This is a genomic window from Erwinia persicina NBRC 102418 (genome assembly GCF_001571305.1).
GTDB lineage: Bacteria > Pseudomonadota > Gammaproteobacteria > Enterobacterales > Enterobacteriaceae > Erwinia > Erwinia persicina.
The window spans coordinates 92,357-118,871 of record NZ_BCTN01000012.1; the positions used below are offsets into that span (position 1 = coordinate 92,357).

General features: G+C 56.2%; 27 protein-coding genes. 10 read left to right on the forward strand and 17 right to left on the reverse strand.

The genetic code is table 11. The annotated features are described in order from the left end of the window. Window positions 1–9: 9 nt before the first annotated feature. A complete protein-coding gene (gene znuA, locus EPE01S_RS14275; protein ID WP_062746279.1) occupies window positions 10–969 on the reverse strand; it encodes a zinc ABC transporter substrate-binding protein ZnuA in 960 nt (319 codons plus the stop codon). A 77-nt stretch (window positions 970–1,046) separates the two neighbouring features. On the opposite strand from znuA, the gene znuC reads away from it, so the two are divergent. Continuing rightward, complete coding sequence (znuC, locus tag EPE01S_RS14280; protein ID WP_062746421.1) at window positions 1,047–1,805, forward strand: zinc ABC transporter ATP-binding protein ZnuC; 759 nt, start codon at window positions 1,047–1,049, stop codon at window positions 1,803–1,805. Continuing rightward, window positions 1,798–2,583, forward strand: coding sequence for a zinc ABC transporter permease subunit ZnuB (gene znuB, locus EPE01S_RS14285; RefSeq protein WP_062746280.1), 786 nt, complete (start codon window positions 1,798–1,800; stop codon window positions 2,581–2,583). Before znuC ends, znuB begins: the two co-directional genes overlap by 8 nt. Before the next feature lie 92 nt (window positions 2,584–2,675). Here the strand turns inward: znuB and ruvB are convergent, their stop codons facing one another. From ruvB to aspS, 6 genes are all read right to left on the reverse strand, one after another. Continuing rightward, window positions 2,676–3,683: a Holliday junction branch migration DNA helicase RuvB gene (gene ruvB / locus EPE01S_RS14290; RefSeq protein WP_062746282.1), complete on the reverse strand. Its 1,008-nt coding sequence runs from the start codon at window positions 3,681–3,683 to the stop codon at window positions 2,676–2,678. 12 nt (window positions 3,684–3,695) lie between these two features. Next, window positions 3,696–4,310, reverse strand: a complete 615-nt coding sequence (gene ruvA / locus EPE01S_RS14295) for a Holliday junction branch migration protein RuvA (RefSeq protein WP_062746285.1) — start codon at window positions 4,308–4,310, stop codon at window positions 3,696–3,698. Between the two features lie 96 nt (window positions 4,311–4,406). Continuing rightward, the gene (gene ruvC / locus EPE01S_RS14300; protein WP_062746288.1) at window positions 4,407–4,928 is read right to left on the reverse strand and encodes a crossover junction endodeoxyribonuclease RuvC; all 522 of its coding nucleotides are present in this window, start codon (window positions 4,926–4,928) and stop codon (window positions 4,407–4,409) included. Window positions 4,929–4,959: 31 nt separating this feature from the next. Beyond that, window positions 4,960–5,703, reverse strand: a complete 744-nt coding sequence (locus EPE01S_RS14305) for a YebC/PmpR family DNA-binding transcriptional regulator (RefSeq protein ID WP_062746291.1) — start codon at window positions 5,701–5,703, stop codon at window positions 4,960–4,962. A gap of 110 nt (window positions 5,704–5,813) precedes the next feature. Continuing rightward, entirely contained in the window at window positions 5,814–6,248 is a 435-nt protein-coding gene (gene nudB, locus EPE01S_RS14310; RefSeq protein WP_062746294.1) for a dihydroneopterin triphosphate diphosphatase, read from the reverse strand. Next, window positions 6,248–8,035 (reverse strand): aspartate--tRNA ligase, encoded by a 1,788-nt coding sequence (gene aspS, locus EPE01S_RS14315; RefSeq protein WP_062746296.1) that lies wholly within the window; start codon window positions 8,033–8,035, stop codon window positions 6,248–6,250. The genes nudB and aspS overlap by 1 nt, the downstream gene beginning before the upstream one ends. Window positions 8,036–8,346: 311 nt before the next feature. Here aspS and EPE01S_RS14320 point away from each other — a divergent pair, with 311 nt between their 5' ends. The 6 genes from EPE01S_RS14320 to EPE01S_RS14345 all read left to right on the forward strand — a co-directional run bounded on the left by EPE01S_RS14320 (window position 8,347) and on the right by EPE01S_RS14345 (window position 13,394). Further along, window positions 8,347–8,916, forward strand: coding sequence for a hydrolase (locus EPE01S_RS14320; RefSeq protein WP_062746423.1), 570 nt, complete (start codon window positions 8,347–8,349; stop codon window positions 8,914–8,916). Window positions 8,917–9,030: 114 nt separating this feature from the next. Next, complete coding sequence (locus EPE01S_RS14325) at window positions 9,031–9,855, forward strand: DUF72 domain-containing protein (protein WP_062746299.1); 825 nt, start codon at window positions 9,031–9,033, stop codon at window positions 9,853–9,855. 76 nt (window positions 9,856–9,931) lie between these two features. Next, complete coding sequence (locus EPE01S_RS14330; RefSeq protein ID WP_062746301.1) at window positions 9,932–10,327, forward strand: MAPEG family protein; 396 nt, start codon at window positions 9,932–9,934, stop codon at window positions 10,325–10,327. Window positions 10,328–10,411: 84 nt separating this feature from the next. Beyond that, window positions 10,412–11,152 carry a carboxy-S-adenosyl-L-methionine synthase CmoA gene (cmoA, locus tag EPE01S_RS14335; protein WP_062746303.1) on the forward strand — a complete coding sequence of 247 codons (741 nt, stop codon included), beginning with the start codon at window positions 10,412–10,414 and terminating at the stop codon, window positions 11,150–11,152. Continuing rightward, complete coding sequence (cmoB, locus tag EPE01S_RS14340; protein ID WP_062746425.1) at window positions 11,149–12,117, forward strand: tRNA 5-methoxyuridine(34)/uridine 5-oxyacetic acid(34) synthase CmoB; 969 nt, start codon at window positions 11,149–11,151, stop codon at window positions 12,115–12,117. The genes cmoA and cmoB overlap by 4 nt, the downstream gene beginning before the upstream one ends. Before the next feature lie 179 nt (window positions 12,118–12,296). Further along, the gene (locus EPE01S_RS14345; protein WP_062746305.1) at window positions 12,297–13,394 is read left to right on the forward strand and encodes a glycerol dehydrogenase; all 1,098 of its coding nucleotides are present in this window, start codon (window positions 12,297–12,299) and stop codon (window positions 13,392–13,394) included. 42 nt (window positions 13,395–13,436) lie between these two features. Here EPE01S_RS14345 and EPE01S_RS14350 read toward each other — a convergent pair whose 3' ends face one another. After that, on the reverse strand, window positions 13,437–14,276 hold the full coding sequence (locus EPE01S_RS14350) for a hypothetical protein (protein WP_062746308.1): 840 nt from the start codon (window positions 14,274–14,276) through the stop codon (window positions 13,437–13,439). A 218-nt stretch (window positions 14,277–14,494) separates the two neighbouring features. After that, window positions 14,495–15,250 (reverse strand): copper homeostasis protein CutC, encoded by a 756-nt coding sequence (gene cutC, locus EPE01S_RS14355; protein WP_062746427.1) that lies wholly within the window; start codon window positions 15,248–15,250, stop codon window positions 14,495–14,497. 100 nt (window positions 15,251–15,350) lie between these two features. On the opposite strand from cutC, the gene EPE01S_RS14360 reads away from it, so the two are divergent. After that, window positions 15,351–16,496 (forward strand): MalY/PatB family protein, encoded by a 1,146-nt coding sequence (locus EPE01S_RS14360; RefSeq protein ID WP_062746310.1) that lies wholly within the window; start codon window positions 15,351–15,353, stop codon window positions 16,494–16,496. On the opposite strand, the gene EPE01S_RS14365 is transcribed toward EPE01S_RS14360, so the two are convergent. Beyond that, window positions 16,493–17,062 carry a VOC family protein gene (locus tag EPE01S_RS14365; RefSeq protein WP_373279682.1) on the reverse strand — a complete coding sequence of 190 codons (570 nt, stop codon included), beginning with the start codon at window positions 17,060–17,062 and terminating at the stop codon, window positions 16,493–16,495. The two genes, EPE01S_RS14360 and EPE01S_RS14365, sit on opposite strands and share 4 nt — an antisense overlap. Before the next feature lie 657 nt (window positions 17,063–17,719). Between EPE01S_RS14365 and argS the strand changes: the two genes are divergently transcribed. Further along, a complete protein-coding gene (argS, locus tag EPE01S_RS14375; protein ID WP_062746316.1) occupies window positions 17,720–19,450 on the forward strand; it encodes an arginine--tRNA ligase in 1,731 nt (576 codons plus the stop codon). Window positions 19,451–19,632: 182 nt separating this feature from the next. Here argS and flhE read toward each other — a convergent pair whose 3' ends face one another. From flhE to cheR, 7 genes are all read right to left on the reverse strand, one after another. Beyond that, complete coding sequence (gene flhE, locus EPE01S_RS14380) at window positions 19,633–20,061, reverse strand: flagellar protein FlhE (RefSeq protein ID WP_062746319.1); 429 nt, start codon at window positions 20,059–20,061, stop codon at window positions 19,633–19,635. Continuing rightward, entirely contained in the window at window positions 20,061–22,151 is a 2,091-nt protein-coding gene (flhA, locus tag EPE01S_RS14385) for a flagellar biosynthesis protein FlhA (RefSeq protein WP_062746322.1), read from the reverse strand. The genes flhE and flhA overlap by 1 nt, the downstream gene beginning before the upstream one ends. Beyond that, entirely contained in the window at window positions 22,144–23,295 is a 1,152-nt protein-coding gene (gene flhB / locus EPE01S_RS14390; RefSeq protein ID WP_062746430.1) for a flagellar biosynthesis protein FlhB, read from the reverse strand. Before flhB ends, flhA begins: the two co-directional genes overlap by 8 nt. Window positions 23,296–23,470: 175 nt before the next feature. Beyond that, window positions 23,471–24,115 (reverse strand): protein phosphatase CheZ, encoded by a 645-nt coding sequence (gene cheZ / locus EPE01S_RS14395; protein WP_062746324.1) that lies wholly within the window; start codon window positions 24,113–24,115, stop codon window positions 23,471–23,473. A 9-nt stretch (window positions 24,116–24,124) separates the two neighbouring features. Further along, window positions 24,125–24,514 carry a chemotaxis response regulator CheY gene (gene cheY / locus EPE01S_RS14400; protein ID WP_062746326.1) on the reverse strand — a complete coding sequence of 130 codons (390 nt, stop codon included), beginning with the start codon at window positions 24,512–24,514 and terminating at the stop codon, window positions 24,125–24,127. Window positions 24,515–24,550: 36 nt separating this feature from the next. Then, on the reverse strand, window positions 24,551–25,600 hold the full coding sequence (locus tag EPE01S_RS14405; RefSeq protein WP_062746328.1) for a protein-glutamate methylesterase/protein-glutamine glutaminase: 1,050 nt from the start codon (window positions 25,598–25,600) through the stop codon (window positions 24,551–24,553). Continuing rightward, complete coding sequence (gene cheR, locus EPE01S_RS14410; RefSeq protein ID WP_062746331.1) at window positions 25,600–26,472, reverse strand: protein-glutamate O-methyltransferase CheR; 873 nt, start codon at window positions 26,470–26,472, stop codon at window positions 25,600–25,602. The genes EPE01S_RS14405 and cheR overlap by 1 nt, the downstream gene beginning before the upstream one ends. Window positions 26,473–26,515 lie beyond the last annotated feature (43 nt).

Genomic DNA, 26,515 nt, shown 5'->3' on the forward strand with positions numbered 1-26,515 from the left:
AATGATCCTCTATTCTCCTTTCAGGCAGCTCGCATACTGGCTGGACAGCTGTGAGAGGAATGTCACATAGCTGTCTTTACCTGGGGTGATGTCCGTCCCGAGTGGATCCAGTGTGCCCGAACGCACGGTGGTCCCTCTGGCAACGGCTTCAATCACGGCCGGCCTGAATTGTGGCTCAGCAAAAACGCAGGTCGCTTTTTGCTCAACCAACTGTGTTCGTATTTGATGTAAACGTTGTGCGCCGGGCTGGATCTCAGGGTTGACGGTAAAATGACCTAATGGAGTCAGACCGAAGTGTTTTTCAAAGTATGTGTATGCATCATGAAAAACGAAATACCCTTTTCCTTTGACCGGGGCTAACTGATTACTGATTTTCGCATCGGCTGACGCCAGTTCTGCCTCAAAGTGCTGCAGGTTTGCGTCTAGTTTGTCCTTGCTTTGCGGCATAAGTTCCAATAATTTTGCATGGATTGCAATCGCAGTTTTCTTGGAAATTTCCGGCGACATCCACAGATGCATATTATATTCACCATGGTGGTGGTGATCGTGGCTGTCAGCGGTCCCGTGTGAGTGCCCTGAATGCGCCTCATGCTCTTCTTCTTCTTCGTCTTCTCCGCCCTTCAGTAACAGGGGTTTCACCCCGGGAAGATCGCTCATCTGAACGTTCTTAGCAGCAGGTAAGGCGGCGGCAGATTTGGTCATGAACGCTTCCATTTCCGGGCCGACCCAGACGACTAAATCCGCACTCTTCAAGCGTTTAATGTCAGATGGACGTAAGGCGTAATCATGTTCGGAAGCACCGTCCGGAAGCAGAACCTGAACGGGCGTGACGCCATCAGCAATGGCTGCCGCGATAAAACCAACAGGCTTAACGGAGGCGACCACATCAGCCTGGGCAGGAAGCGCAAGCGAAGCGGCGATACTCAGGCCGGCCAGCGTTGAAAATACACGCGTTTTTTTATGTAACATAATGATTCAATCCATCGTGAAGTGTCGATGGATTGTGATATTATAACATTCGTAAATTTCTGCAACCCGTAATGAACATGTCATCTTTGATTGCCCTTGATAAAATTTCTGTGAGCTTTGGTCAACGCCGTGTGTTGTCCGATGTCTCACTCTCGCTGCAGCCCGGTCGGATCCTGACTCTTTTGGGGCCGAACGGTGCCGGTAAATCGACGCTGGTGCGCGTCGTGCTTGGGCTGATTGCGCCGACCTCAGGCACGCTGTTGCGTCCGGCACAGCTGCGCATCGGCTACGTACCGCAAAAGATTCATCTTGATGTCACCCTGCCCCTGACCGTAGACCGCTTTATGCGCCTGCGTTCTGGCGTGAAACGGGGGGACATTCTGCCTGCGCTGAAACGAGTCCAGGCAGCCCAACTGCTGGAGTATCCGCTGCAGAAACTGTCAGGCGGAGAGATGCAGCGCGTCCTGCTGGCGCGTGCATTGCTTAATCAGCCGCAGCTACTGGTGCTGGACGAACCCACCCAGGGCGTGGATGTGAATGGCCAGGTCGCGCTGTATGACCTGATTGACCAGTTGCGTCGTGAGCTGAACTGCGGCGTCCTGATGGTTTCCCATGACCTGCACCTGGTGATGGCCAAAACCGACGAGGTACTCTGTCTCAATCATCATATCTGCTGTTCGGGTACCCCGGAGGCCGTATCTAAACATCCGGAGTTTATTTCGATGTTTGGTCCGCGCGGTGCGGAACAGCTGGCCATTTATCGCCACCATCACAACCACCGTCACGATCTCCAGGGACGAATTATCCTGCGCAAAGGAACCGGCCGTCATGATTGAACTGTTATTACCGGGCTGGCTGGCGGGCGTACTGCTGGCTCTGGCCGCCGGGCCGCTGGGCTCGTTTGTTGTCTGGCGCAGGATGTCCTATTTTGGCGATACGCTGGCGCATGCCTCACTGCTGGGGGTGGCCTTTGGTCTGCTGCTGAACGTCAGTCCTTTTTACGCGGTGATCGCCGTGACGCTGCTGCTGTCGCTGGTGCTTGTCTGGCTGGAGCGGCGCCCGCACCTGGCTATTGATACCCTGCTGGGGATTATGGCGCACAGCGCGCTGTCGCTGGGTATGGTAGTCGTCAGCCTGATGTCTGACGTGCGGGTTGATCTGATGGCGTATCTGTTTGGCGATCTGCTGGCAGTGACCCCCACCGACCTGTGGACGATTGTGGCCGGGGTGGTCGTGGTGCTGCTGCTGCTGGCCTGGCAATGGCGCGCGCTGCTGTCGCTGACCATCAGTCCTGAGCTGGCACAGGTTGACGGCGTCAATATTCAGCGCACGAAAATGATCCTGATGCTGATCACCGCCCTGACTATCGGCGTTGCCATGAAGTTTGTCGGGGCGCTGATAATCACCTCCCTGCTGATTATTCCGGCGGCGACCGCAAGGCGCTTTGCCCGCTCACCCGAGCAGATGGCTGGACTGGCCGTGGTGTTCGGTATTCTGGCGGTGACGGCGGGCCTGACGTTCTCTGCGTTTTACGATACACCCGCCGGCCCGTCCGTGGTACTGGGCGCGGCAGTGATGTTTATCATCAGTATGGTGAAGAAGCCGGCTGTGTAATCATGATGGTGACGGGCTGACCGGAAAAGGGGCAGCCCCTCGCCCACCCGGGAGGAGACCTTTCCGGTCGCCTCGTCCCCGGGGTTTGCTACCTACTGCTCTTCGCGGGTGATGCCGAAATGTTTATACGCGTGTCCGGTCGCCATACGGCCACGTGGGGTGCGTTGAATAAACCCCTGCTGGATCAGATACGGCTCCAGCACGTCCTCGATGGTTTCGCGCTCTTCACCTATTGCTGCCGCCAGGTTATCCAGCCCTACCGGCCCCCCCATAAACTTATCGATGATCGCCAGCAGCAGCTTACGGTCCATATAGTCAAAGCCTTCGGTATCAACACTCAGCATATCCAGCGCCTTTGAGGTGACGTCACCGCTCATATTGCCGGCTGCACGAACCTCGGCAAAGTCGCGCACCCGCCGCAGCAGACGGTTAGCAATACGCGGCGTTCCCCGTGCCCGGCGGGCGATTTCCAGCGCGCCGTCATCGCTCAGCGGCAGGCCCAGACAGGCAGCGCTGCGGCCGACGATATGCTGCAGGTCTTCCACCCGGTAAAACTCCAGGCGCTGCACGATGCCAAAGCGGTCACGCAGCGGTGAGGTCAGGGACCCGGCGCGCGTGGTGGCCCCAATCAGGGTGAACGGTGGCAGGTCAAGTTTGATTGACCGGGCGCCCGGCCCTTCGCCAATCATAATATCCAGCTGATAATCTTCCATGGCCGGATAAAGGACTTCTTCCACCACCGGTGAAAGACGGTGGATCTCATCGATAAACAGCACGTCGTGCGGTTCGAGGTTGGTGAGCATGGCCGCCAGATCGCCGGCTTTTTCCAGCACCGGCCCGGAGGTAGTCCGCAGATTCACACCCATCTCGTTGGCGACAATGTTCGCCAGCGTGGTTTTCCCTAAGCCTGGCGGGCCGAAAATCAGCAGATGGTCGAGGGCATCACCGCGATTTTTGGCGGCTTCAATGAAGATTTCCATCTGTTCGCGCACCACCGGTTGGCCGACATACTCCGCCAGCATTTTCGGTCGGATCGCGCGGTCAATGACTTCTTCTTCGGTAACAACCCCGGCGGAAACGAGGCGATCGGCTTCAATCATGCTCTACCTCAGTCAAATAGCAGCGCGCAGGGCTTCGCGGATCAGCGTTTCGCAGTCTGCGGTCGGTTTTCCAACCTTACTGATCATACGGCTGGCTTCCTGAGGCTTATAGCCCAGGGCCACCAGCGCAGAGACGGCTTCGCTTTCAGCATCATTGGCAGCTTCGGCCGGCATTTCGCTGGTCAGTGCAAACGGCGCATCGGTGGCAAACAGATCGCCGTGCATCCCTTTGAAGCGGTCTTTCATCTCCACGACTAAGCGCTCGGCAGTTTTCTTGCCCACGCCGGGCAGTTTGACCAGTGCGGCGATCTCTTCGCGCTCAACGGCGGTGACAAACTGCTGGGAAGACATGCCGGAGAGGATCGCCAGCGCCAGCTTCGGCCCGACGCCATTGACCTTAATCAGTTCACGGAACAGCGCACGCGCCGGTTTACTGTTAAAGCCAAACAGCAGCTGCGCATCTTCACGCACCACAAAGTGGGTGAAGATAATCGCTTCTTGATTGAGGTCGGGAAGCTCATAAAAACAGGTCATTGGCATCTGCACCTCATAACCCACGCCGCCCGCCTCCAGCAACACCACAGGCGGCTGTTTTTCCAGGATAATGCCTCTCAGACGACCTATCACATTCGCTTCCTTCAGATAACTATTCAGAGTGGTGTTTATAGCATAAAAAAGGCTGGATGAATATCCAGCCTGAATATGATTCGCGGACTTCCCGAGTTAACTGAGACGCCCGCGTGCAAGGTTCAGTTTTCCCTCACCAATACGGTTAACGTTCTGGCTCAGGTGGCAGTGCGTGATGGCAATTGCCAGCGCATCGGCCGCATCCGCCTGCGGATTCGCAGGCAGTTTGAGCAGCGTCCGCACCATATGCTGCACCTGGCTTTTCTCGGCGCTGCCGATGCCCACCACGGTCTGCTTTACCTGGCGCGCGGCATACTCGAACACCGGCAAATCCTGATTGACGGCGGCCACGATCGCCGCCCCGCGTGCCTGACCCAGCTTCAGCGCGGAGTCTGCATTCTTCGCCATAAAGACCTGTTCTATCGCGAAGAACTCCGGCTGAAACTGGGTGATGATTTCGCTCACCCCGGCATAAATCAGTTTCAGCCGCGTCGGCAAATCAGTCACACTGGTTCGAATACAGCCGCTACCCAGATAGGTTAACTGCCGCCCCGCCTGCCGGATCACACCGTAACCGGTGATGCGCGAACCGGGGTCGATCCCCAAAATAATAGCCATTACGCGCTCACCAGATGTGATGGTCGGTGTATCACAGGGTTTCCGCTACCTCGTCAGAAATTTCACCGTTATGGTAAACCTCCTGCACGTCGTCGCAGTCTTCCAGCATATCAATCAGACGCAGCAGCTTAGGCGCTGTTTCGGCATCCATATCCGCTTTAGTAGACGGGATCATGGTGACTTCGGCGCTGTCTGCCTTCAGCCCTGCCGCTTCCAGCGCCTCTTTCACTGCGCCCAGATTTTCCCAGGCGGTAAACACGTCAATCGTCCCGTCATCATAGGTCATCACGTCGTCTGCGCCGGCTTCCAGCGCCGCGTCCATCACCGTATCTTCCTCCAGGCCCGGTGCAAAAGTGATCACACCCTTTTTGGTGAAGAGATACGCTACGGAACCATCGGTGCCGAGATTGCCGCCGGTTTTGGTGAAGGCATGACGGACTTCAGACACGGTACGGTTGCGGTTGTCGCTCAGGCACTCGACCATGACCGCCGTACCGCCGGGGCCATAACCTTCATAGATAATGGTTTCCATGTTGCTGTCATCGTCACCGCCCACGCCGCGTGCAATGGCACGGTTCATGGTGTCACGGGTCATATTGTTTGACAGCGCTTTGTCCATCGCCGCACGCAGGCGTGGGTTAGAGTTCGCATCACCGCCGCCCAGTTTGGCAGCGGTCACCAGTTCACGAATGATTTTGGTGAAAATTTTACCGCGTTTAGAATCCTGGGCCGCCTTGCGGTGCTTGGTGTTTGCCCATTTACTATGTCCTGCCATTTACTCTTGTCTCCAAATCAACGCTGAACAGGTTATCTTGCCGGCTGCCATCTCGCTGCGCCGACAGACGCCTGAACGTTTGGCTAAGTTCAAAAGATAAAAAACAAAAATTACACTACAAATTCTTCAATTGCCTGGCGGTTACTCCAGGACTTGGTGAGCGCCGCGGCGGCCGGGGCATCCAGCCACTGAAAAGCCAGATGTTCGCTCAATGTGATGTTGCATTCCGCAGGGAGCGCCAGAGTAAACCAGTGCTCCCGGTTGTGGGTAATGTCCGGCGCATAGCGGTGGCGAAAGTGCGCAAAGATTTCGAATTCTATATGACGCTGGCAGTCCACGAATGTGAGCTGCCCAGCGTTAATATCAATCCCGACCTCTTCCTGCACTTCCCGCTGCGCGGTCTGTAGCAAACTTTCGCCGGGCTCCTGGCTGCCGGTGACCGACTGCCAGAAATCCACATCATCACGTCGCTGCAACATCAGCACCCGCCGGGTGTCCAGGGCATAAATCACCACCAGAACCGAAACCGGATGCTTAAACGCCATTATTCGTTCTCTGACGGCTGATCTTTCACTTTCTTAACCACTTCAATGCCCAGTTCAGCCAGCGAAGCCGGGTTAGCAAAGTTTGGCGCTTCGGTCATCAAACAGGCCGCTGCGGTGGTTTTCGGGAAGGCGATGACGTCGCGAATATTATCGGTGCCGGTCAGCAGCATCACCAGACGATCCAGACCAAAGGCCAGACCGGCGTGCGGTGGCGTACCGAACTTCAGCGCATCCAGCAGGAAGCCAAACTTCTCGCGCTGCTCCTGCTCGGTGATCCCCAGAATACCGAACACGGTCTGTTGCATCTGGCCGTTATGAATACGCACGGAACCACCGCCCACTTCATAACCGTTGATCACCATGTCGTAAGCGTTGGCAATCGCCAGTTCAGGCTGTAATGCGAGCTCACCAGGGGACATATCTTTTGGCGCGGTGAACGGGTGGTGCATGGCCGTCAGGCCGCCTTCACCGTCTTCTTCAAACATCGGGAAGTCAACCACCCACAGCGGAGCCCAGGCGGCTTCGTCGGTGATTTTCAGGTCACGACCCAGCTTCAGACGCAGCGCGCCCAGCGCATCAGCCACCACTTTCGCACTGCCCGCGCCGAAGAAGATGATATCCCCGTCGGCCGCGCCGTTACGCGCCAGGATCTCTTCAACAATACTGGCATCAAGGAACTTGGCGACCGGACTGGCAACCCCTTCCAGACCTTTAGCGCGTTCGTTGACCTTCATCCACGCCAGGCCTTTAGCCCCGTAGATTTCGATAAACTTGGTATAGTCGTCAATCTGCTTGCGGCTCAGCTGTGCGCCACCCGGTACACGCAGTGTCGCCACACGGCCTTTGGCATCATTGGCGGGGCCGGAGAAAACGCTGAACTCCACTTTTTTCACCAGATCGGCCACGTCCACCAGCTCCATCGGGTTGCGCAGATCGGGCTTATCAGAACCGTAGCGACGCATGGCTTCTGCGAAGGTCATGGTCGGGAAATCACCCAGCTCAACCGACTTCACGTCGACCCACAGATTGCGCACCAGACGTTCCATGATGTCACGCACCTGCGGTGCGGTCATAAAGGAGGTTTCCACATCGATCTGGGTAAATTCAGGCTGACGATCCGCACGTAAATCTTCGTCACGGAAGCATTTTACAATCTGATAGTAACGGTCAAAGCCGGACATCATCAGCAGCTGTTTAAACAGCTGAGGTGACTGTGGCAGGGCATAGAACTTGCCTTTATGCACGCGGCTGGGCACCAGATAGTCACGGGCGCCTTCCGGCGTCGCCTTGGTCAGCATCGGGGTTTCGATATCCAGGAAACCGTGCTCGTCCATAAAGCGGCGCACGAAGCTGGTGATTTTCGCACGGGCTTTCAGGCGGTTCGCCATGTCCGGACGACGCAGGTCAAGATAGCGATACTTGAGACGCGCTTCTTCACTGTTGGCCATATTGGAGTCTAATGGCAGCGGTTCAGAGCGGTTGATGATGGTCAGATCGGTGGCGAATACTTCGATCTCACCGGTCGCCATATCGCTGTTTTTGTTCTTCTCATCACGCGCGCGGACGGTGCCGGTTAACTGGATGCAGAACTCGTTACGCAGTTCAGAGGCCAGTTTGAAGGCCTCCTGGCGATCCGGGTCAAAGAACACCTGCACGATGCCTTCACGGTCACGCATATCAATAAAGATCAGGCTGCCGAGATCGCGGCGACGGTTAACCCAACCGCACAGTGTCACTTGCTGGCCTACATGAGACAGATTGATCTGCCCACAATACTCAGTACGCATAATGATATCCTTTTAACTTCAGCGCTGCTGGCACAGCTTTATGGTCAATATCCTGCTCTGAGGAGCGCTGCTGCCGCGAAAAATGGCTGCCATTATAATGGAAAATGGCTCACAGGATAAGTGCTGTCGGCGCGGGAAAGGGGCAGAAAAACCCCGATATCCCCTCTCACTGGAGCAGATGGTTAACAAAACATCATCACCTCGACATAACCGCTAACAAAACACTGCGCTTTACCGACATCATTTTCATCGCCGCCTGAGGCCTTTCCTTTGTATTCTTGACGGTTTCCTACCTTCTCGCGGAGATTCTGATAGTGAAACTTAACCCCAACACCACTGCTTTGGTTCTGATCGATCTGCAGGAAGGCATTTTGCCCTTCGGCCATGCTCCGCATTCCGCCGATGACGTCGTCCGCCGATCGGCCACGCTGGCCGCGCATTTTCGCGCTGTTAATGCCCCTGTGGTGCTGGTGCGCGTTGGCTGGTCCGCCGATTTTGCAGAGGCACTGAGACAGCCGGTGGATGCCGCCCATGCCGGCGGTGCGCTGCCGGACAACTGGTGGGACTACCCTGAGGCACTGAATGCCCGGGCCACCGATTTGTCCGTTATCAAACGCCAGTGGGGGGCCTTTTACGGCACGGACCTGGAGTTACAGCTACGCCGACGCGGCATTGACACCCTTGTCCTGGGCGGCATTGCCACCAATATTGGCGTGGAGTCGACCGCACGCAATGCCTGGGAGCTGGGCTTCAATCTGGTGATTGCCGAAGACATCTGCAGCACCGCGACGGCGGAACAGCATCAGGCCAGCGTCGAATGGATCTTCCCCCGCATTGCCCGCGTTCGTCAGAGCGATGAGATCCTGGCGGCATTGCAGTAGTGCGTCAACGACCGGAGGGAACCGGTCGTACATTTTCCTCCTCCGCAATCTGTGTTGCGCTCCTCCCTCTCCCCACGTTACAGTCGCCCGCAGTTCACCTAAACAGGAAATGCGATGACGCCGTTGTACCTTGGCCTGCCGCAATGGCAGCACCCACAATGGAAAAAACTGGGAATGACCACCCTGGAAGATTATGCCCGCTACTTTAACTGTGTCGAAGGCAACACCACGCTGTACGCGCTGCCGCGCCCGGAAGTGGTTCAACGCTGGCGGGCCATGACCCATGATGACTTCCGCTTCTGTTTTAAATTCCCCGCCACCATCAGCCATCAGGCATCGCTGCGACAGTGCGGCGATCTGACCGCAGAATTTTTTGATCTGCTCTCCCCGCTGGCCGATCGAATGGGACAGTTCTGGCTGCAGATGCCGTCAGCGTTTTCACCCGCTGACCTGCCCGCACTCTGGCAGTTTCTGGACGGTTTGCCGACGGCGTTTCGCTACGGGGTAGAGGTACGGCACCCGGAGTTTTTCGCCAAGGGCGAGGCTGAACAGGCGCTGAACCGTGGACTGCACCAGCGTGGCGTCAATCGGGTGATCCTGGATACGCGTGGGGTTCACAGCGCCATCCCCTCCTCTCCGGCGATTATCGAAGCACAGCGTAAAAAACCCAAATTGCCCGTTCACGCCGTGATGACGGCAGATGCCCCAATGATCCGCTTTATCGGGGGCGATGATCTCTCGGCCAATGCAAAGTGGTTTGACGCCTGGCGACAGCGCCTGCCGCAGTGGTGCGCCGCAGGCCAGCCCTGGCTGTTTATTCACACTCCGGATGTCGGGTTTGCTCCCGAGCTGGTTCGCGCACTCTGGCCTGGCCTGCAGCAGGCCGTGCCCGGCATCGGTGAAGTCCCCAACTGGCCACAGCAGGAGATGCTGTTTTGATCGGCGGGCAGGCGACAGCCTGAGTTTTCTTCGCTACCCTGTTCGGCAAGATAATTCTTACATCATGGAGTGAGAGATGGTCAGTGCACTTTACGTGGTAGTTGGTTCGCTGTTTATTCTGAAGTTTTTACTCGACGTCGTGCGTTTACGTCGGCAGTACAGGGTTTCGATTGGCGACGGCGGCGTTTCCGATCTGCAACTGGCCATTCGCATCCACGGCAATGCGGTAGAAAATATTCCCATCGCGATGTTTTTGCTGGTGATGATGGAGATGAACGGCGCCGATATCTGGATGCTGCACCTGCTGGGCCTGTTTTTCTTCTTTGGTCGCATGATGCATGCGTGGGGCCTGCGCAGTCGTACCGTGCTGTGGCGACGAAATGGCATGCTGCTGACCCTTCTTTCCCTGGCGGGGATGGTGCTGGTGAATCTGTTGTTCCTGCCCTGGGACCTGGTGTTTGGCCTTTCCTGACGGCCAGGCTGGCAGAAAAGGTGCAGCCCCCATCACTTTCTGCCAGAATATGCCCTTTCCGTTAGCTTCCCCGGACTTACCACTATGTCTAACCGCGATACGCTGTTCTCCGCGCCAATTGCCAAACTGGGCGACTGGACGTTTGATGAGCGCGTTGCTGAAGTGTTTCCCGACATGATTCAGCGCTCCGTGCCCGGCTATTCCAATATTATTTCAATGATTGGTATGTTAGCCGAGCGCTTTGTTCAGCCCGACTCCCGGGTTTATGACCTTGGGTGTTCGCTGGGCGCGGCCACCCTGTCGGTGCGTCGTCATATTCAGGCACCTGGCTGTCAGATCATTGCCGTGGATAACTCCCCGGCAATGGTTGAGCGCTGCCGGCGCCATATAGATGCGTTCCGCGCCGACACCCCGGTGGAGGTGATCGAGGACGATATTCGCCAGATCCCGATAGAGAATGCGTCCCTGGTCGTACTGAACTTCACCCTGCAGTTTCTTGCCCCTGAAGAGCGTCAGCAGTTGCTGAACACGATTTATCAGGGCCTGCGCCCCGGTGGGGCGCTGGTGCTGTCAGAAAAATTCAGCTTTGCCGACCCTGAGATGGGTGAGCTGCTGTTTAACATGCACCACGATTTTAAACGGGCCAACGGCTACAGCGAACTGGAGATCAGTCAGAAGCGCAGCATGCTGGAAAATGTGATGCTGACGGACAGCGTGGAAACCCACAAGCAGCGCCTGCATACAGCCGGTTTCCAGCACGCCGAACTGTGGTTCCAGTGTTTCAACTTTGGCTCTCTGGTGGCCTTAAAAGCAGGTCACGCCTGATGGATTTTGGAAATTTTTACCAACTTATTGCTAAAAGCCCCCTCTCACACTGGCTGGAAACCCTGCCCGCGCAGATCGCGGCCTGGCAGCGGGAAGCCCTGCACGGGCACTTTAAAAACTGGGATCGCTCGGTTGAACATCTGCCTGCACTCACGCCCGAAACACTGGATCTGCTCCACAGCGTGACCGCTGACAGCAGCCAGCTGTCGGCCCGCCAGCGCGAGGGAATTGAAAAACTGCTGCGGAACCTGATGCCATGGCGTAAAGGTCCGTTTTCACTTTACGGGGTCAGTATTGATACCGAGTGGCGTTCTGACTGGAAATGGGAGCGTGTTTTACCGCATATTTCCCCGCTGGCCGGACGCACAGTGCTGGATGTCGGTTGCGGCAGTGGTTATCACATGTGGCGAATGCTGGGGGCCGGCGCGCAACTGGTGGTGGGTATCGATCCCATGCAGCTGTTCCTCTGCCAGTTTGAGGCGGTGCGTAAACTCCTGGGCAACGATCAGCGTGCGCACCTGCTGCCCCTGGGTATTGAGCAGTTACCGGAGCTGAAAGCGTTCGATACCGTTTTCTCCATGGGCGTGCTGTACCATCGTCGCTCTCCGCTCGATCATCTGTTCCAGCTAAAAAATCAGCTGGTCAGCGGCGGTGAGCTGGTGCTGGAGACGCTGGTGGTGGAAGGTGATGACCAGCAGGTGCTGGTGCCGGGTGAACGATACGCCCAGATGCGTAACGTTTACTTTATTCCCTCCACCGGCGCGCTAAAAAACTGGCTGGAAAAATGCGGTTTCGTCGATGTGCGCATCGCCGATTACTCGCTGACCAGCACGGAGGAACAGCGTCGCACCAGCTGGATGACCAGCGAGTCGCTGGCCGAATTCCTCGACCCGAATGACCCGACGAAAACCGTTGAGGGTTACCCTGCTCCGCTGCGTGCGGTGCTGGTCGCGACCAAACCCTGACCACGCCAGGGCCGATCGTCACACGACGGCCCTGCGTTTCCCTTGCGCCCCTTTTCTGATCCCCGTCAAGCAACCTGCCCTTTTTTTCTTCAATACCTCTTTTTGGGTAACAAGCTTAATACTAAGGAATTAGTCTACAGTCAGTTATGCGTTCATTTCACCTGAAAGGAGTAACTGGTATGAGTAAATTTGTTTTTTCATCACCACGGAAATACATTCAGGGCGCCGGGCAGCTTGCTCACCTGGGCGAATATCTGGCAGAGCTGGGAAGCAGTGCCTTCGTGGTGGCCGACGATATCGTCTGGGGCCTGACTGGCAAAGAGGTCGAGGCATCACTGGCAGCCAGCAATATTGGCTGCCACTACGCAGCGTTTAATGGCGAAGCTTCCAGCAATGAAATTACCCGTCTGGCTAATCTGGCAAAAGAGAAAGGCACCCACATCGTGGTCGGTCTGGGCGGCGGTAAAACCCTTGACACGGTGAAGGCGGTTGCCGACGAACTGAAGCAGCCGGTTGCCGTCGTGCCGACCATCGCCTCCACCGATGCCCCCTGTAGCGCACTGTCGGTCATCTATTCCGACAGCGGCGTCTTCGAAAGCTACCGTTTTTACAGCAAAAACCCGGATCTGGTGCTGGTGGATACGCAGGTCTGCGTCCGGGCACCGGTGCGTCTGTTTGCCTCCGGCATCGCTGACGGGCTGGCCACTTACGTTGAAGCCCAGGCGGTGAAGCGTTCTCACAGCAAATCAATGGTCAATGGTGATCCGACGATTGCCGGGATGGCGATTGCGGAAGCCTGTGAGAAAACCCTGCTCACCTGGGGCCTGAGCGCCTGTCAGGCAGTGGAAAAACAGCTGGTGACACCGGCAGTGGAAGCGGTAGTGGAGGCCAACACGCTGCTTTCTGGCCTTGGCTTCGAAAATGCCGGCCTGGCTGGTGCGCACGCTATTCATAACGGGTTTACGGCGATTGAAGGCGATATCCATCACCTGACGCACGGAGAAAAAGTCGCCTACGGCACGCTGACGCAGATGATCCTTGAGCAGCGCCCGGACGAAGAAATTGCCCGTTACGTCCGTTTTTACCGCGCGATAAACATGCCAACCACGCTCAAAGAGATGCATCTGGATAAAGAGAGCTGGGAAAACCTGGTGAAAATTGGCGCGCTGGCCGGTAACGAGGGTGACACGCTGAAAAACCTCAATCCGGGACTGAGCGCGGAGGATGTCGCTCAGGCCATTCTGGCTGTGGACGCCTTCAGTCAGTCGGTGAAGTAAGCACGCCCCCGACAGGCCGGCCACTCAGGCCGGCCTTCTCAGTCAGCGACCGGGCGATTTCCAGTACTCATAGCGGTAAGCTGCCGTGATATTTCGCCGGACAATTCCTCCGGGAAACACTTCCATCTCACGGGCATAACTTAACGTACAGTTGTCACGATCGTCCCAGAGCTGGCACTCGTCCTGCGTCGTCATACTGCTTATCGGACTGTCAGACCGCGTATTCAGACGGAGTTCACGCCCTTCCCTGTCATAGTCCCAGGTCATTTTCTGTCGCTCAGAGTCTGACGCCACCAGCTGATTCTTTTTATTCCAGCGGTACGTCAGGACGCCGTTACTGTTGGCGTCAGTTCCGCGGGAGGTGCTGCGGATCAGTCGCGACTTCCGGTCGAAAAAGTGCGTGGTTTCAGTAAACCCGCTCTCACCCTTAAGCATAAATGCGTCGGCAGAACTGACAATCATCCCGCGATTGTTAGTACGGTAGTGCGTCGTGCCACGTTTGTCGTTGATGACCGTGGCCGCTCCGCTTCCCAGTTCTGACACCGTCATCGTATAGCTGGAAAGCCAGCCATCACTGACGCGCTCAAAATTTTGCACCAGTTCAATCTGCAGGCGGCCTTCCTGTTTGTCGTAACGAATATCGGCACGTTGCAGAACGCCACAGGGGTCAAATTCACCGATCATGCGCTTTTGCTGATTAACATCCTTACCAAATTCGCCAAGCACAAACTGTTTAATCGGTCCTTGTGCCGTTCCGCCCAGCATGACGATGCTGTTATTACTGTTGATCTGCTGATAGCCGGGCTGGCAGGCCTGTGCCGCCGGGGCCAGCAGCAACGCCAGCGATGCCATCAGGGAATAACTCAAAAACTGAATCTTCATCACGGCTTCCATGACAGAGTAAAGAGAAGCATGCAGTGTAGAGTTTTTTTGCCCCCTGGCGCACCTGTAACACGCGTCTGAGTCAAAAAAAACCCCAACAAAGGTAGCTGGGGTCTGGTACTTGCAAACATCACGTCACGTTTCGGCGTGCTGCGCGGCAAAATCAGTAGGTTACTGTGAATGAGAACCGCCAGTATCGGTGTAAAAGGAGAACCGCATCAGGCCACTTTCACCGGAGCCCCGAATGACATCACACTCTTCATCGCGGCCACCACATCACCATCCACACTGGTACGGGTAAATTCATCGTTTTCCGCCTCAGAACACATGGAGACACCGGCTTTGCGGTAACGCATGGGTGACGCAGTTCGCTGGCTGGCGGAGCTGTGAAGCTCAATAACGCCGGCATCGATAAATTTTTGAACGTTGCTCAGACGGACACCCGCACCGGCCATGACTTTCAGACCCCGGGCCTTATGGGTAAGTTCCCGTAAAAGAGGTAAACCACTCTCCGCACTCTGCTGCTGGCCGGAGGTGAGAATACGCGCCACGCCTAAGTCAGTCAGTTGGGTCATCGCCAGCAACGGGCTGTGGCACAGATCGAAAGCGCGATGAAACGTCACCGCCATCCCCTGACAGTGCTTCATCACTTGCTGCATGCGTGGCAGATCAATATGGCCATCAATGTCCAGCAGGCCCACCACCAGTCCGGGGAAACCCAGCTCGCGGATAAAGTCGATATCTGACTTCATCTGCTCGAATTCAATCTCACTGTAACAGAAATCGCCGCCGCGCGGCCGGACGATAGGATGTACCGGTATGGACACACGCTGTCGAGCTGACATCAGCGTTCCCGCCGATGGCGTCAGCCCCCCCTCTGCCGGAGCAGCACAGAGCTCCACCCTGTCCGCCCCTGCCTTCTCTGCCGTGACTGCACATTCCACTCCATAGCAGCATATTTCCAGTTTTCGCATCCCATCCTCCGGTTTATCACTGCTGGCTGGTTGTTTATTTCGATGCCGATGATTAGTCTGATCGGTATTACAGGTATTTATTTTAACGGGAATCAGCATCATGGCATTCAATTTTGACCAACGGATAGACCGCCGTCACAGCGATAGCCTGAAATGGCGAAAATATGGTGATCGGGATATCCTTCCACTGTGGGTCGCCGACACCGATTTTCGCGTAGCAGACTGTATTACCGAAGCATTACAGACACGTATCTCACACGGGATCTTTGGTTATGGTGTGCCGCCCGATGAGCTGATTCATCTTGTCGTCGACCGCATGAGTACGCGCTACGGCTGGCATATTCAGCCGGAATGGCTGGTATTTTTACCCGGCGTGGTGACCGGTCTGAATCTGAGCGTACGCGCCTTTACCGAACCCCACCAGGGTACTGTCGCGCCCACCCCGATTTATCCGCCTTTCCGTCAGGCCGCCAGACTCGCCAGTCGTACCCAGCTTAGTGCCCCGCTGCAGCTTAAGGATCAGCGCTGGGTGGTGGATTTTGATGACCTGAACGACCAGATGACCGGCAACGAAAAACTGTTATTACTGTGCAACCCGCAAAACCCGGGCGGTACGGTCTATCGGCGTGATGAGCTGGAGGCCCAGCTCCGTTTCGCCCAACGCCATAACCTGGTGGTGTGCTCCGATGAAATCCACTGCGACCTGCTGCTGGAACCCGGCGTCAGGCATATCCCCTTTGCCAGCCTGAGCGAGGATGCCGCGCAACGATCCATTACCCTACTGTCACCGTCAAAAAGTTTCAACATTGCCGGTCTGGGCGCATCGCTGGCGATTATTCCCAATCGGGACCTGCGTGACCGGTTTAATCGCGAGCGTAAAGGCCTGGTGCCGGATGTGGATGTGCTGTCCTTTGTGGCGGCTACCGCCGCCTGGCGTGACGGTCAGCCCTGGCTGGAGGCACAGCTGGACTATCTGCGTGGCAACCGTGACTGCCTGACTCAACATATCAATAAGTTGCCTGGCCTGAGTGTGGCCGCACCGGAAGCCAGCTATCTGGCCTGGATTGATGCCAGCAAACTGAAAGTCGCCAGCCCGGCGCTGTTCTTTGAAAAACACGGGCTGGGTTTCTCACCGGGACGTGACTTTGGTGACGATAAGTTTATTCGCTTCAATTTTGGCTGCCAGCGCGCAATGTTAGATGAAGCATTACGTCGCATGACGCTGGCGCTGGCGATCGGGCACTAGCGCTGACGCGCTCTTTCACTCCCGACAATCTCTTTCAGACTCCAGGGATGGAATTTGATGGTCACCAGCCCGTCACTGACGGCCAGTGTCGGGTTAGGCAGGCGTTCCCCTTCCCCTTTAGGTGCACTGTTTTTAACGGAAATCCCCTGCTGTATCAGTCCTTCGTCGCTCATCAGGGCGAGTGCACGAGCCCCCAGCGTCTGCTCATCGCCTCGCAGTAACACTTCCACATGTTCCCAGCCTTCATGGCGATAGCGCCGCTCCCCCGGCCAGGGAAGTTCAACCACGTTAATCTGCCACGGCCCCACCTGCAGTGGGGTGGCTAAATCAAACAGCGCAACAGGACGTCCCCCAATCTCTTTTTCAGAAAAAAGGGTGCCACAGCGGAGTAATCCCTGCTTCCATCGTTCTGCCGTGGTGTTTTGATGGCATCTGACAGCGATATGGTCGACCTCTAAATCATCAAGCTTTAGCCCTAAACGCTGAGAAAGGTGGTTAAGGCATTGTAAAAAACGGGGTAAATCATTAGCCAGATCGCTTAGTTCCTCGGCGTTTTCGATGATCATCATGCTCAAATCCTTCATTTACAGTAATTTCTCTTATTAATATCAACGCCTGTGAGCGACTTTAAAGACCAATAGATTGAATAGAATAAGCCGTAATTATCGGAATTATTCATATTAATTGCCTGCTTACTCAGACAGACATCCAGCCCTCACTGGTTCAGTACCAGCTTTTTTTTTAGAAAACAGCCTTTAAGTTTATGTTTTAGTTTAGTTAAATTTATACAATGCGACAATTCCTAAATCGCACAGGGTGCATTGTAGGCTATTCTGCTTTCTTATAGATTTGTCCCGACCATCCACACGAGGAAAAGCCCAATGCTGATGATACTGCTTGTCGCCGTCCTGATCGCGATGATGGCGTTGGCGATTGTACGCCACTGGCGGGTTCGAAGCGGGAAAACGACTGTTGCCAGTCCCCACCGCCCTCAACGCCGACGTTAATCCCGCCTCGCGGAAAACAGCCCCGCAGTACGCTATCTCCATGCTCATTCAGCAAGTTATCCAGGCATGCAGGTTCCTGGATAACTTGTTCCTAAATGCAGTATACTTTTCCCCTTCTTTTTTAAGCGCTGACGCCATGAGTGACTTACACCCTGATGACGGCGGCGCGGTGACAACGGCCTGCTCACAGGCTTTCAGAAAAATTAAGGTAACTCGGTGAATATTCAGGCTCTTCTCTCAGAAAAAGTCAGTCAGGCGATGATCGCAGTGGGTGCTCCCCTGGATTGTGAACCTCAGGTGCGCCAGTCGGCAAAAGCACAGTTTGGTGATTACCAGGCTAACGGCATGATGGCCGTCGCCAAAAGCCTGGGAATGCCGCCGCGACAACTGGCTGAAAAAGTGCTGGAGCAGTTGGATCTCACGGGTATTGCCAAAAAGGTCGAAATCGCCGGTCCCGGATTTATCAATATTTTCCTGGCACCCGAGTGGCTGTCCACCCAGATCGACAGCGTGCTGGCTGCCCCCAAACTGGGTGTGGCCCCCGTTAATCCTCAGACAGTGGTGATTGACTACTCTGCGCCGAACGTCGCGAAAGAGATGCACGTCGGCCACGTTCGCTCAACGATTATTGGCGATGCCGCGGTGCGTACGCTGGAGTTTCTCGGCCACAATGTGATCCGGGCAAACCATGTCGGCGACTGGGGTACCCAGTTCGGAATGCTGATTGCTTTCCTTGAGAAACAGCAGAACGAGCAGCATGAAGAGATCGCCCTGGCGGATCTGGAAGTGTTCTACCGCGAAGCGAAACGTACCTACGACGAAGATCCCGCTTTTGCCGAGCGGGCGCGTGGTTATGTGGTGAAACTGCAGGGCGGCGACGAGTACTGCCGTAAGATGTGGAAGCGCCTGGTGGATATCACGATGGCGCAGAATCAGCTGATCTATGACCGTATGAACGTGACCCTGACGCGTAACGATGTGATGGGCGAGAGCCTGTACAACGACATGCTGCCGGGTATCGTTGCCGACCTGAAAGCCAAAGGCCTGGCCGTCGAGAGCGAAGGCGCGACGGTCGTATTCCTTGATGAGTATAAGAACAAGGAAGGCGAGCCGATGGGGGTGATCATCCAGAAAAAGGATGGCGGCTATCTCTACACCACCACGGATATTGCCTGCGCTAAATACCGCTATGAAACCCTGAAAGCAGATCGCGTGCTGTACTACATCGATTCACGTCAGCACCAGCATCTGATGCAGGCATGGACTATCGTACGCAAAGCTGGCTATGTTCCGGCCTCTGTTCCTTTAGAACACCATATGTTCGGCATGATGCTGGGCAAAGATGGCAAGCCGTTTAAAACCCGCGCCGGGGGCACAATCAAGCTTTCCGACCTGCTGGATGAGGCCATTGAGCGTGCAACAAAACTGGTCTCTGAAAAGAACCCGGATATGCCCGCAGATGAGCTGAAAGCGCTGGCGAATATTGTCGGTATCGGTGCCGTCAAATATGCTGACCTGTCGAAAAGCCGCACCACTGACTACATCTTCGACTGGGATAACATGCTGGCGTTTGAAGGTAACACAGCGCCCTATATGCAGTACGCCTATACGCGTGTGCTGTCCGTGTTCCGTAAGGCCGGCATTGATGAGCACGGCGTTACGGGTGCAACCGCCATCGCCGAAGATCGTGAAGCGGCGCTGGCCGTCCGGCTGTTGCAGTTCGAAGAAACGATTACTCAGGTTGCCCGCGACGGGATGCCGCACGTGATGTGTAGCTATCTGTACGATCTTGCCGGGCTGTTCTCCGGCTTTTACGAGCACTGCCCGATCCTGACCGCAGAAGATGAGGCGACAAAGCAGAGCCGCCTGCGCCTGGCGCTGCTGACGGCGAAAACCCTGAAGCAGGGTCTGGATACGCTGGGTATTGAAACCGTAGAACGGATGTAAGCGCTCAGGGGCGGCCGGAACACGGGTCGCCCCTGAGGGAGCCCTCAGCTTTTCCTCGCTAAACGTTCAGCGGTAAGTCTGAGTCTGGCTTCATCCCACGGGCGTTGTGCTGGCTTTCAGCTGCAAACAGCGACAACTCCGCCAACAGGTGAAGGGGGAAATCTGTCATCAGGCCTTACTGATCAGTGCAGATCAACCGCAGGAAGCGCCGATGCCTGGCGGTAATTCACCATCACCTCATTACTGACCACCCGCAACACCGGAAACACCCGCCCTTTTCCCTCTACCTGATAGATAAAGCGTAGCGTCTCACCGGCCGCCACGTTGGTCAGCCCGCGCGTTGAACCGCTGGCTCCCTCAATTGGTACACAGCGACTCTCTGAGCATAAGCGAACCTGCAATCCGGCAGGGGCAGGCGCGCTGAGCGTATAGCGCCACACCACATCGGTCATCGTCCCGGGCAGCGCTTCAGGCGGGCTGAGAGGGCGCGATGATGCCTGCACGCCCCGGTTGGAGAGTGCCGGGCCCGTTGCGCTCGCCTGCCAGCCACCATCAGCCGCCAGACTCAGGCCCGGCAGCATCAGCAGCAACACTCCTGCCAGCGCCTTCATCAGTGGCCTCCAATGGTGGACGTCATACGGATATTGCGGTTGTCAGTCAGTTCCATATTCGAAATGACCATCAGCTGTGGCAGCGAGCGGCGCAGGAAGCGGGCCAGTAACGCACGCAGCGGATGATTCACCAGCAGCACCGGCGGTGCACCCAGCCCTTCCTGATGCTGCAGCGCCGTTTGCGCCTGTGCCAGCAGGCGATCCGCCAGCCCCGGTTCCAGGCCACCACCGCCCTGCAGCGCCTGCAGCAGCAGACGTTCAAGCGTGGTATCCAGGCCAATCACCTGCACTTCTCCGTTGCCCGGGAACCACTGCTGGGTAATGGCGCGGCCCAGTGCCACACGTACCACCGAGGTCAGCTCCTGGGGATCGGTCTGCACCGCAGCATGTTCCGCCAGCGTTTCAATAATGGTGCGCATATCGCGGATAGAAACACGCTCTGCCAGCAGATTCTGCAGCACCTTGTGCAGCGTGGTCAGGGTGATCACGCCAGGGATCAGATCTTCCGTCAGCTTCGGCATTTCCTGGGTGACGCGATCCAGTAGCTGCTGCGCTTCCTGACGACCGAACAGCTCGCTGGCATACTGGCCGATCAGATGGTTAAGATGCGTGGCCACTACGGTACTGGCTTCCACCACGGTGAAGCCCTGAATCTGTGCCTGCTCTTTCAGCGCGCTGTCGATCCAGATCGCCTCCAGACCAAAGGCCGGGTCAACGGTCACTTCTCCCGGAAGTGTCCCTGCCGCCGTACCGGGGTTAATCGCCATCCAGCGCCCCGGATAGGCGTCACCGCTGCCGATCTCCACCCCTTTCATCAGAATACGGTAGCGGGCCGGCGTCAGATCCATGTTGTCACGGATATGCACCACCGGCGGCAGGAAGCCCATCTCCTGCGCAAATTTCTTACGGATGCTGCGGATACGTCCCAGCAGTTCGCCATCCTGAGCGCTGTCGACCATCGGGATCAGCCGGTAACCCACTTCCATCCCCAGAGAATCTTCCAACTGGACATCGCCCCAGGTGGCTTCAACGCTGGCGGCACTCTCCGGCTGGCGGGCCATTGACAGAGCCGGGGCATCGCTGGTTTTCGGCTTCATCTCCTTGCCGCGTATCCACCAGGCCAGACCCAGTAAGGCGGCGGTAAACAGCAGGAAGACCAGGTTTGGCATTCCCGGCACCAGGCCAAGCAGGCCGAGGACGCCCGCACTGAGCATCATCACGCGTGGGTTATTAAACAGCTGGCCCACCATCTGCTCACCGACGTCCTGATCGGTACCGACGCGGGTAACGATAACCCCGGCGGCGGTCGAGATCACCAGCGCCGGGATCTGCGCGACCAGGCCATCACCAATGGTCAGCAGCGTATACGTTTCTGCCGCATGTCCGGCGTCCATCCCATGCTGTACCACGCCCACCAGCAGACCGCCGATGACGTTGATAATCATAATCATGATACCGGCGACAGCATCACCACGAACAAATTTACTCGCACCGTCCATCGAACCGTAGAAGTCCGCTTCCTGGGTCACGTCAGAGCGGCGTTTTTTCGCCTCCTCTTCGCCAATCAGCCCGGCATTGAGGTCGGCATCGATCGCCATCTGCTTACCCGGCATCCCGTCAAGGACAAAACGCGCGCCCACTTCAGCAATACGCCCGGCCCCTTTGGTGATAACCATAAAGTTGATGATCACCAGGATAACAAACACCACAATACCGATGGCAAAGTTGCCACCGACCAGGAAGTGGCCAAAGGCTTCCACCACCTGACCGGCGGCGGCGGCCCCGGTATGGCCTTCCATCAGAATAATACGCGTTGAGGCCACGTTCAGTGCCAGGCGTAATAAGGTGGAAAACAGCAGGATGGTCGGGAAGGCAGCGAAATCCAGCGTGCGCTGGGTGAACATCGCCACCAGCAGCACCATGATCGACAGGGCAATGTTGAAGGTGAACAACAGATCGAGGATAAACGGCGGCAGCGGCAGCACCATCATCGACAGGATCAGCAGGATCAGGATCGGCCCGGCCAGCACCTTCCACTGCGTGTCTTTCATGTTAGCGGGTAAGCGAAGTAATGCGGCCAGATTAGCCATCAGATTTTTGTTCTCCAACAAAGTCCAGCCCATCCGGCACCGGCAATTTAACAGGTCTCTTCGGGATCAGCCCCCCTTCCACTTTCCAGCGGCGGAGTTGCCACACCCAGGCGAGCACTTCAGCCACGGCTGCGTACAACGTCCCGGGAATATGCTGACCAATTTCACTATGACGATACAGCGCACGCGCCAGCGGCGGTGCTTCAAGAATCGGGATGCGGTGCTCCTTGCCCAGTTCACGAATGCGCAGAGCAATTTCTCCTGCGCCCTTCGCCAGCACTTTTGGTGCGCTCATTTTCTTTTCGTCGTACTGCAACGCAACCGAATAGTGGGTCGGGTTAGTGACTATCACGTCCGCCTTCGGCACATCCTGCATCATGCGTCGCCTGGCGGCCGCCCGCATCTGCTGACGGATACGCCCTTTCACATGCGGGTCGCCTTCCTGCTGCTTGTGCTCGTCCATAATATCCTGACGAGACATGCGTAAATTTTTGAAGTAACTGTACACCTGGAAGAAGACGTCGAAACCCACCATCGGGGAGAGCCCCAGCACCACCAGAATGCTGCACATGGCAATCATATTCAGTGCGCTGGCCAGAGCCGTCACCGGCGATTCGCTGATCAGGCGTAACATTTCCGCCCAGTGATGCCAGATATACAGCCAGGTCACCACGCCCACCAGCGTCGCTTTCAGCACGGCTTTGAGCAGTTCGGCCGCGGATTGCGCGGACACCAGTTTCGCCAGGCCTTTTATCGGGTTCATTTTGCCGAAGTCGAATTTAATCGACTTGCCGCTGATCACCAGCCCACCCAGCAGCATTGGTGCCGCAATTGCCATCACCACCAGGCCGAACATCATTGGCAGAATGGCCAGCACGGCCTGCATTAGCAGATTGGCTATCTGATGAAGCATCTGACTGGTATCGCTGACCACGGAATGATTGAAGACCAGACCATCGGCCACCAGCGCACCCAGTTTTCGCCCCATCCACTCGCCGCCGACCCACAGAATACTCAGGCCGGTCACCAGCATCAGAATCGATGTCAGCTCGCGCGATCGCGGGATTTGCCCTTCTTCTCGTGCTTTTTCAAGTCGATGGGCCGTGGGGGACTCTGTTTTTTCCTGATCGCTATCCTGAGACACGGTAGCAAAACCTTCAATACGGAATGACTGAGGGTAGAATGCCAAATTCGCGCAGGGGTAATGCCACGAGTAAACGGGTAAAAAGGGGGTTATTTAAGGAATGGGCGAAAGACAGTGCCCGCGCAATGGCGCGGGCACTGACATCAGCAGAGGCGGAATGGCTCCGCCTCTGTTATCAGAAGCCGAGGCTGTCCAGCAGATCGTCAACCTGATCCTGGCTTGCCACCACGTTCGGAGCCGCAGCATTAATCTGCGGGCCGTTCAGCAGGCTGTCGGTATCTTTCTTCACGCGGGCGCTCTGGTCAGGGATGTTTTCCATGAGGACCGTCAACAGCTGACGCTCAATTTCCTGGATAACATCCATCATACGTTTGATCACCTGCCCGGTCAGATCCTGGAAATCCTGAGCCATCATGATTTCCATCAGCTGGGCATTAGTGAAGCCTGTATGCCCCGGTACTTCGTCCAGATAACCACGAGTATCCGAAACCAGAGAGCGGGCATCTGACAGTTCGATAGGGTTCTCGAACCACTCATCCCAGCGAACTTTCAGTGCTTTCGCTCCATTCTCCATCACTGTCTGACGGGGCTGCGCGGCCTCGACGCAGTTTAGTGCACGCTCGGCCGCCTGGCCGGTCATTTGAATCACATAATCAAGACGATCGCGGGCATCCGGGATCGCCTCTGCGGCTTCTGCGATAGCCTGATCAAGACCTAACTCACGCAGACTGTCGCGCAGCATACGCGTCAGTGAACCAATTTTAGAGATTATGTCCTGCGCCGAAGCTGCATCAACATTTGGTTTCGGAATAGTGTTCATCTCAGCTCCTTACATACCCAGTTTTTCGAAGATCTTACCTAACTTCTCTTCCAGGGTAGCCGCTGTGAATGGTTTAACAACGTAGCCGCTGGCACCCGCCTGTGCAGCCGCAATGATATTCTCTTTCTTGGCTTCTGCCGTAACCATCAACACCGGCAGCTTACTCAGCGCGGCATCCGCACGGATGGTTTGCAGCAGCTGCAGGCCATCCATATTCGGCATGTTCCAGTCAGACACCACGAAGTCGAAACCCCCTGCACGCAGTTTGTTCAGCGCATCCACACCGTCTTCTGCTTCTTCAACATTGTTGAAGCCCAGCTCTTTTAACAGGTTACGGACGATACGACGCATCGTGTTGAAGTCATCGACCACCAGAAACCGCATATTTTTATCAACCATACCTACTCCCGTAATATGTAGCCCGCGAGGACCGCGTTAGATACGCAACGCCTGTCCGGCGCTAATTTTTGCCAGCATGTGCTGGCTGATTTGGTGGAGATCCACCACCTCACTGGCTCCCCCGAGGGCGATTGCCTCCCGGGGCATGCCAAATACCACACAGCTCGCTTCGTTCTGGGCAATGGTCCAGGCACCGGCTTTATTCATCGCCAGTAGCCCGGCAGCACCATCGTTCCCCATGCCGGTCAGGATCACGCCAACGGCGTTACGACCGGCAAACTGCGCCACTGAGTTAAACAACACATCGACCGACGGTTTATGACGATTCACCGGCGGTCCGTCATTCAGTTTGACCTGATAGTTCGCGCCACTGCGCGTCAGTTCCATATGCATCGCACCCGGTGCGATATACGCATGGCCCGGCAGAATACGTTCACCGTCTTCCGCTTCTTTCACCGTAATCTGGCACAGCTTGTTCAGACGTTCGGCAAACGATTTAGTGAAGCCCGGGGGCATATGCTGGGTGATTAACAGCGCCGGGCTGGTGGCCGGTAACGGCTGCAGCACATGACGAATCGCTTCGGTGCCGCCGGTAGAGGCGCCAATGGCAATCAGTTTTTCACTACTCAGCAGCGGCCCGGCTTTCAGCATCACCGGCGCAGGCTGTGGCCCACGGGTGTGCAGACGGGCGCGTGACGCCGCACGCACTTTATCGGCAATCATCTGACTGTAGGCCAGCATCCCTTCCCGAATTCCCAGCGACGGTTTCGTGACAAAGTCGACGGCTCCCAGCTCCAGGGCACGCAGGGTAATTTCAGACCCTTTGCCCGTCAGTGATGAAACCATCACCACAGGCATCGGGCGCAGACGCATCAGCTTTTCCAGAAAATCGAGACCGTCCATGCGCGGCATCTCTACATCCAGGGTCAGGACATCCGGGTTAAACTGCTTAATCAAATCCCGTGCCACCAACGGGTCCGGTGCAGACGCGACCATCTCCATATCGGAATGGCTGTTGATAATTTCGGTCATCAACTGGCGCATCAACGCCGAATCATCGACGCACAACACTCTGATTTTACTCATTATCTTTCCTTAGTCAGTCCATAGACCGTCTGGCCACGCAGATAAAATTCTTTACTAATCTGGCTGAAGTTTTCCGAGTGACCGGCAAACAGCAAACCGCCGGGTTTCAGTAACGGAACAAAACGTCGTAAAATCTTTTCCTGTGTTTCTTTGTCGAAATAGATCATGACATTACGGCAGAAAATCACATCAAACTGTCCGGGCAGCGCCCAGTCATTAGCCAGCAGATTCAGTTGAGCAAACGTCACCATATTGGCCAGCTCAGGACGGGCACGCACCATGCCTTCATGCGGCCCGGTTCCCCGCAGGAAAAAGCGTTGCAGCTGCTGCGGTGAGAGCGTACGCAGCTCCTCCTGGCGATAGACGCCCGCCAGCGCTTTTTCCAGCACCTGGGTATCGATATCACTGGCGTGGATCTGAAACTTACCCGGGCCGGTGCCCAGCGTTTCCGCCAGGGTCATCGCAATGGAGTAAGGCTCTTCGCCGGTAGAGGCCGCTGCGCACCACACGCTGTAGTTCCCCGGGCGACGTTTCGCATGCTCCGCCAGGATCGGAAAGTGGTGGGCTTCGCGAAAAAAGGCCGTCAGGTTGGTGGTCAGGGCATTCACAAACGCCTGCCACTCTGCGCTGTTAGGGTCGTTTTCCAGCAGCGCCATATAGCGACCAAAATCGTCGATATTTAACATCCGCAGCCGGCGGACCAGGCGGTTGTAGACCATTTCTCGCTTGTGATCGGCGAGAACGATGCCAGCTCGCTGATAAATCAACTGACTGATACGCTTAAAATGCGTATCGGATAACGGCAGGCGCTGTACCATCTGCGACAGCAGCGTTGCGTTTTCCGGTGGAGCTAACAACGTCGATTTCTTCATGTAGCCATCCTGCAAAGCGCGGATAAGGGTATTATTAGGGTGT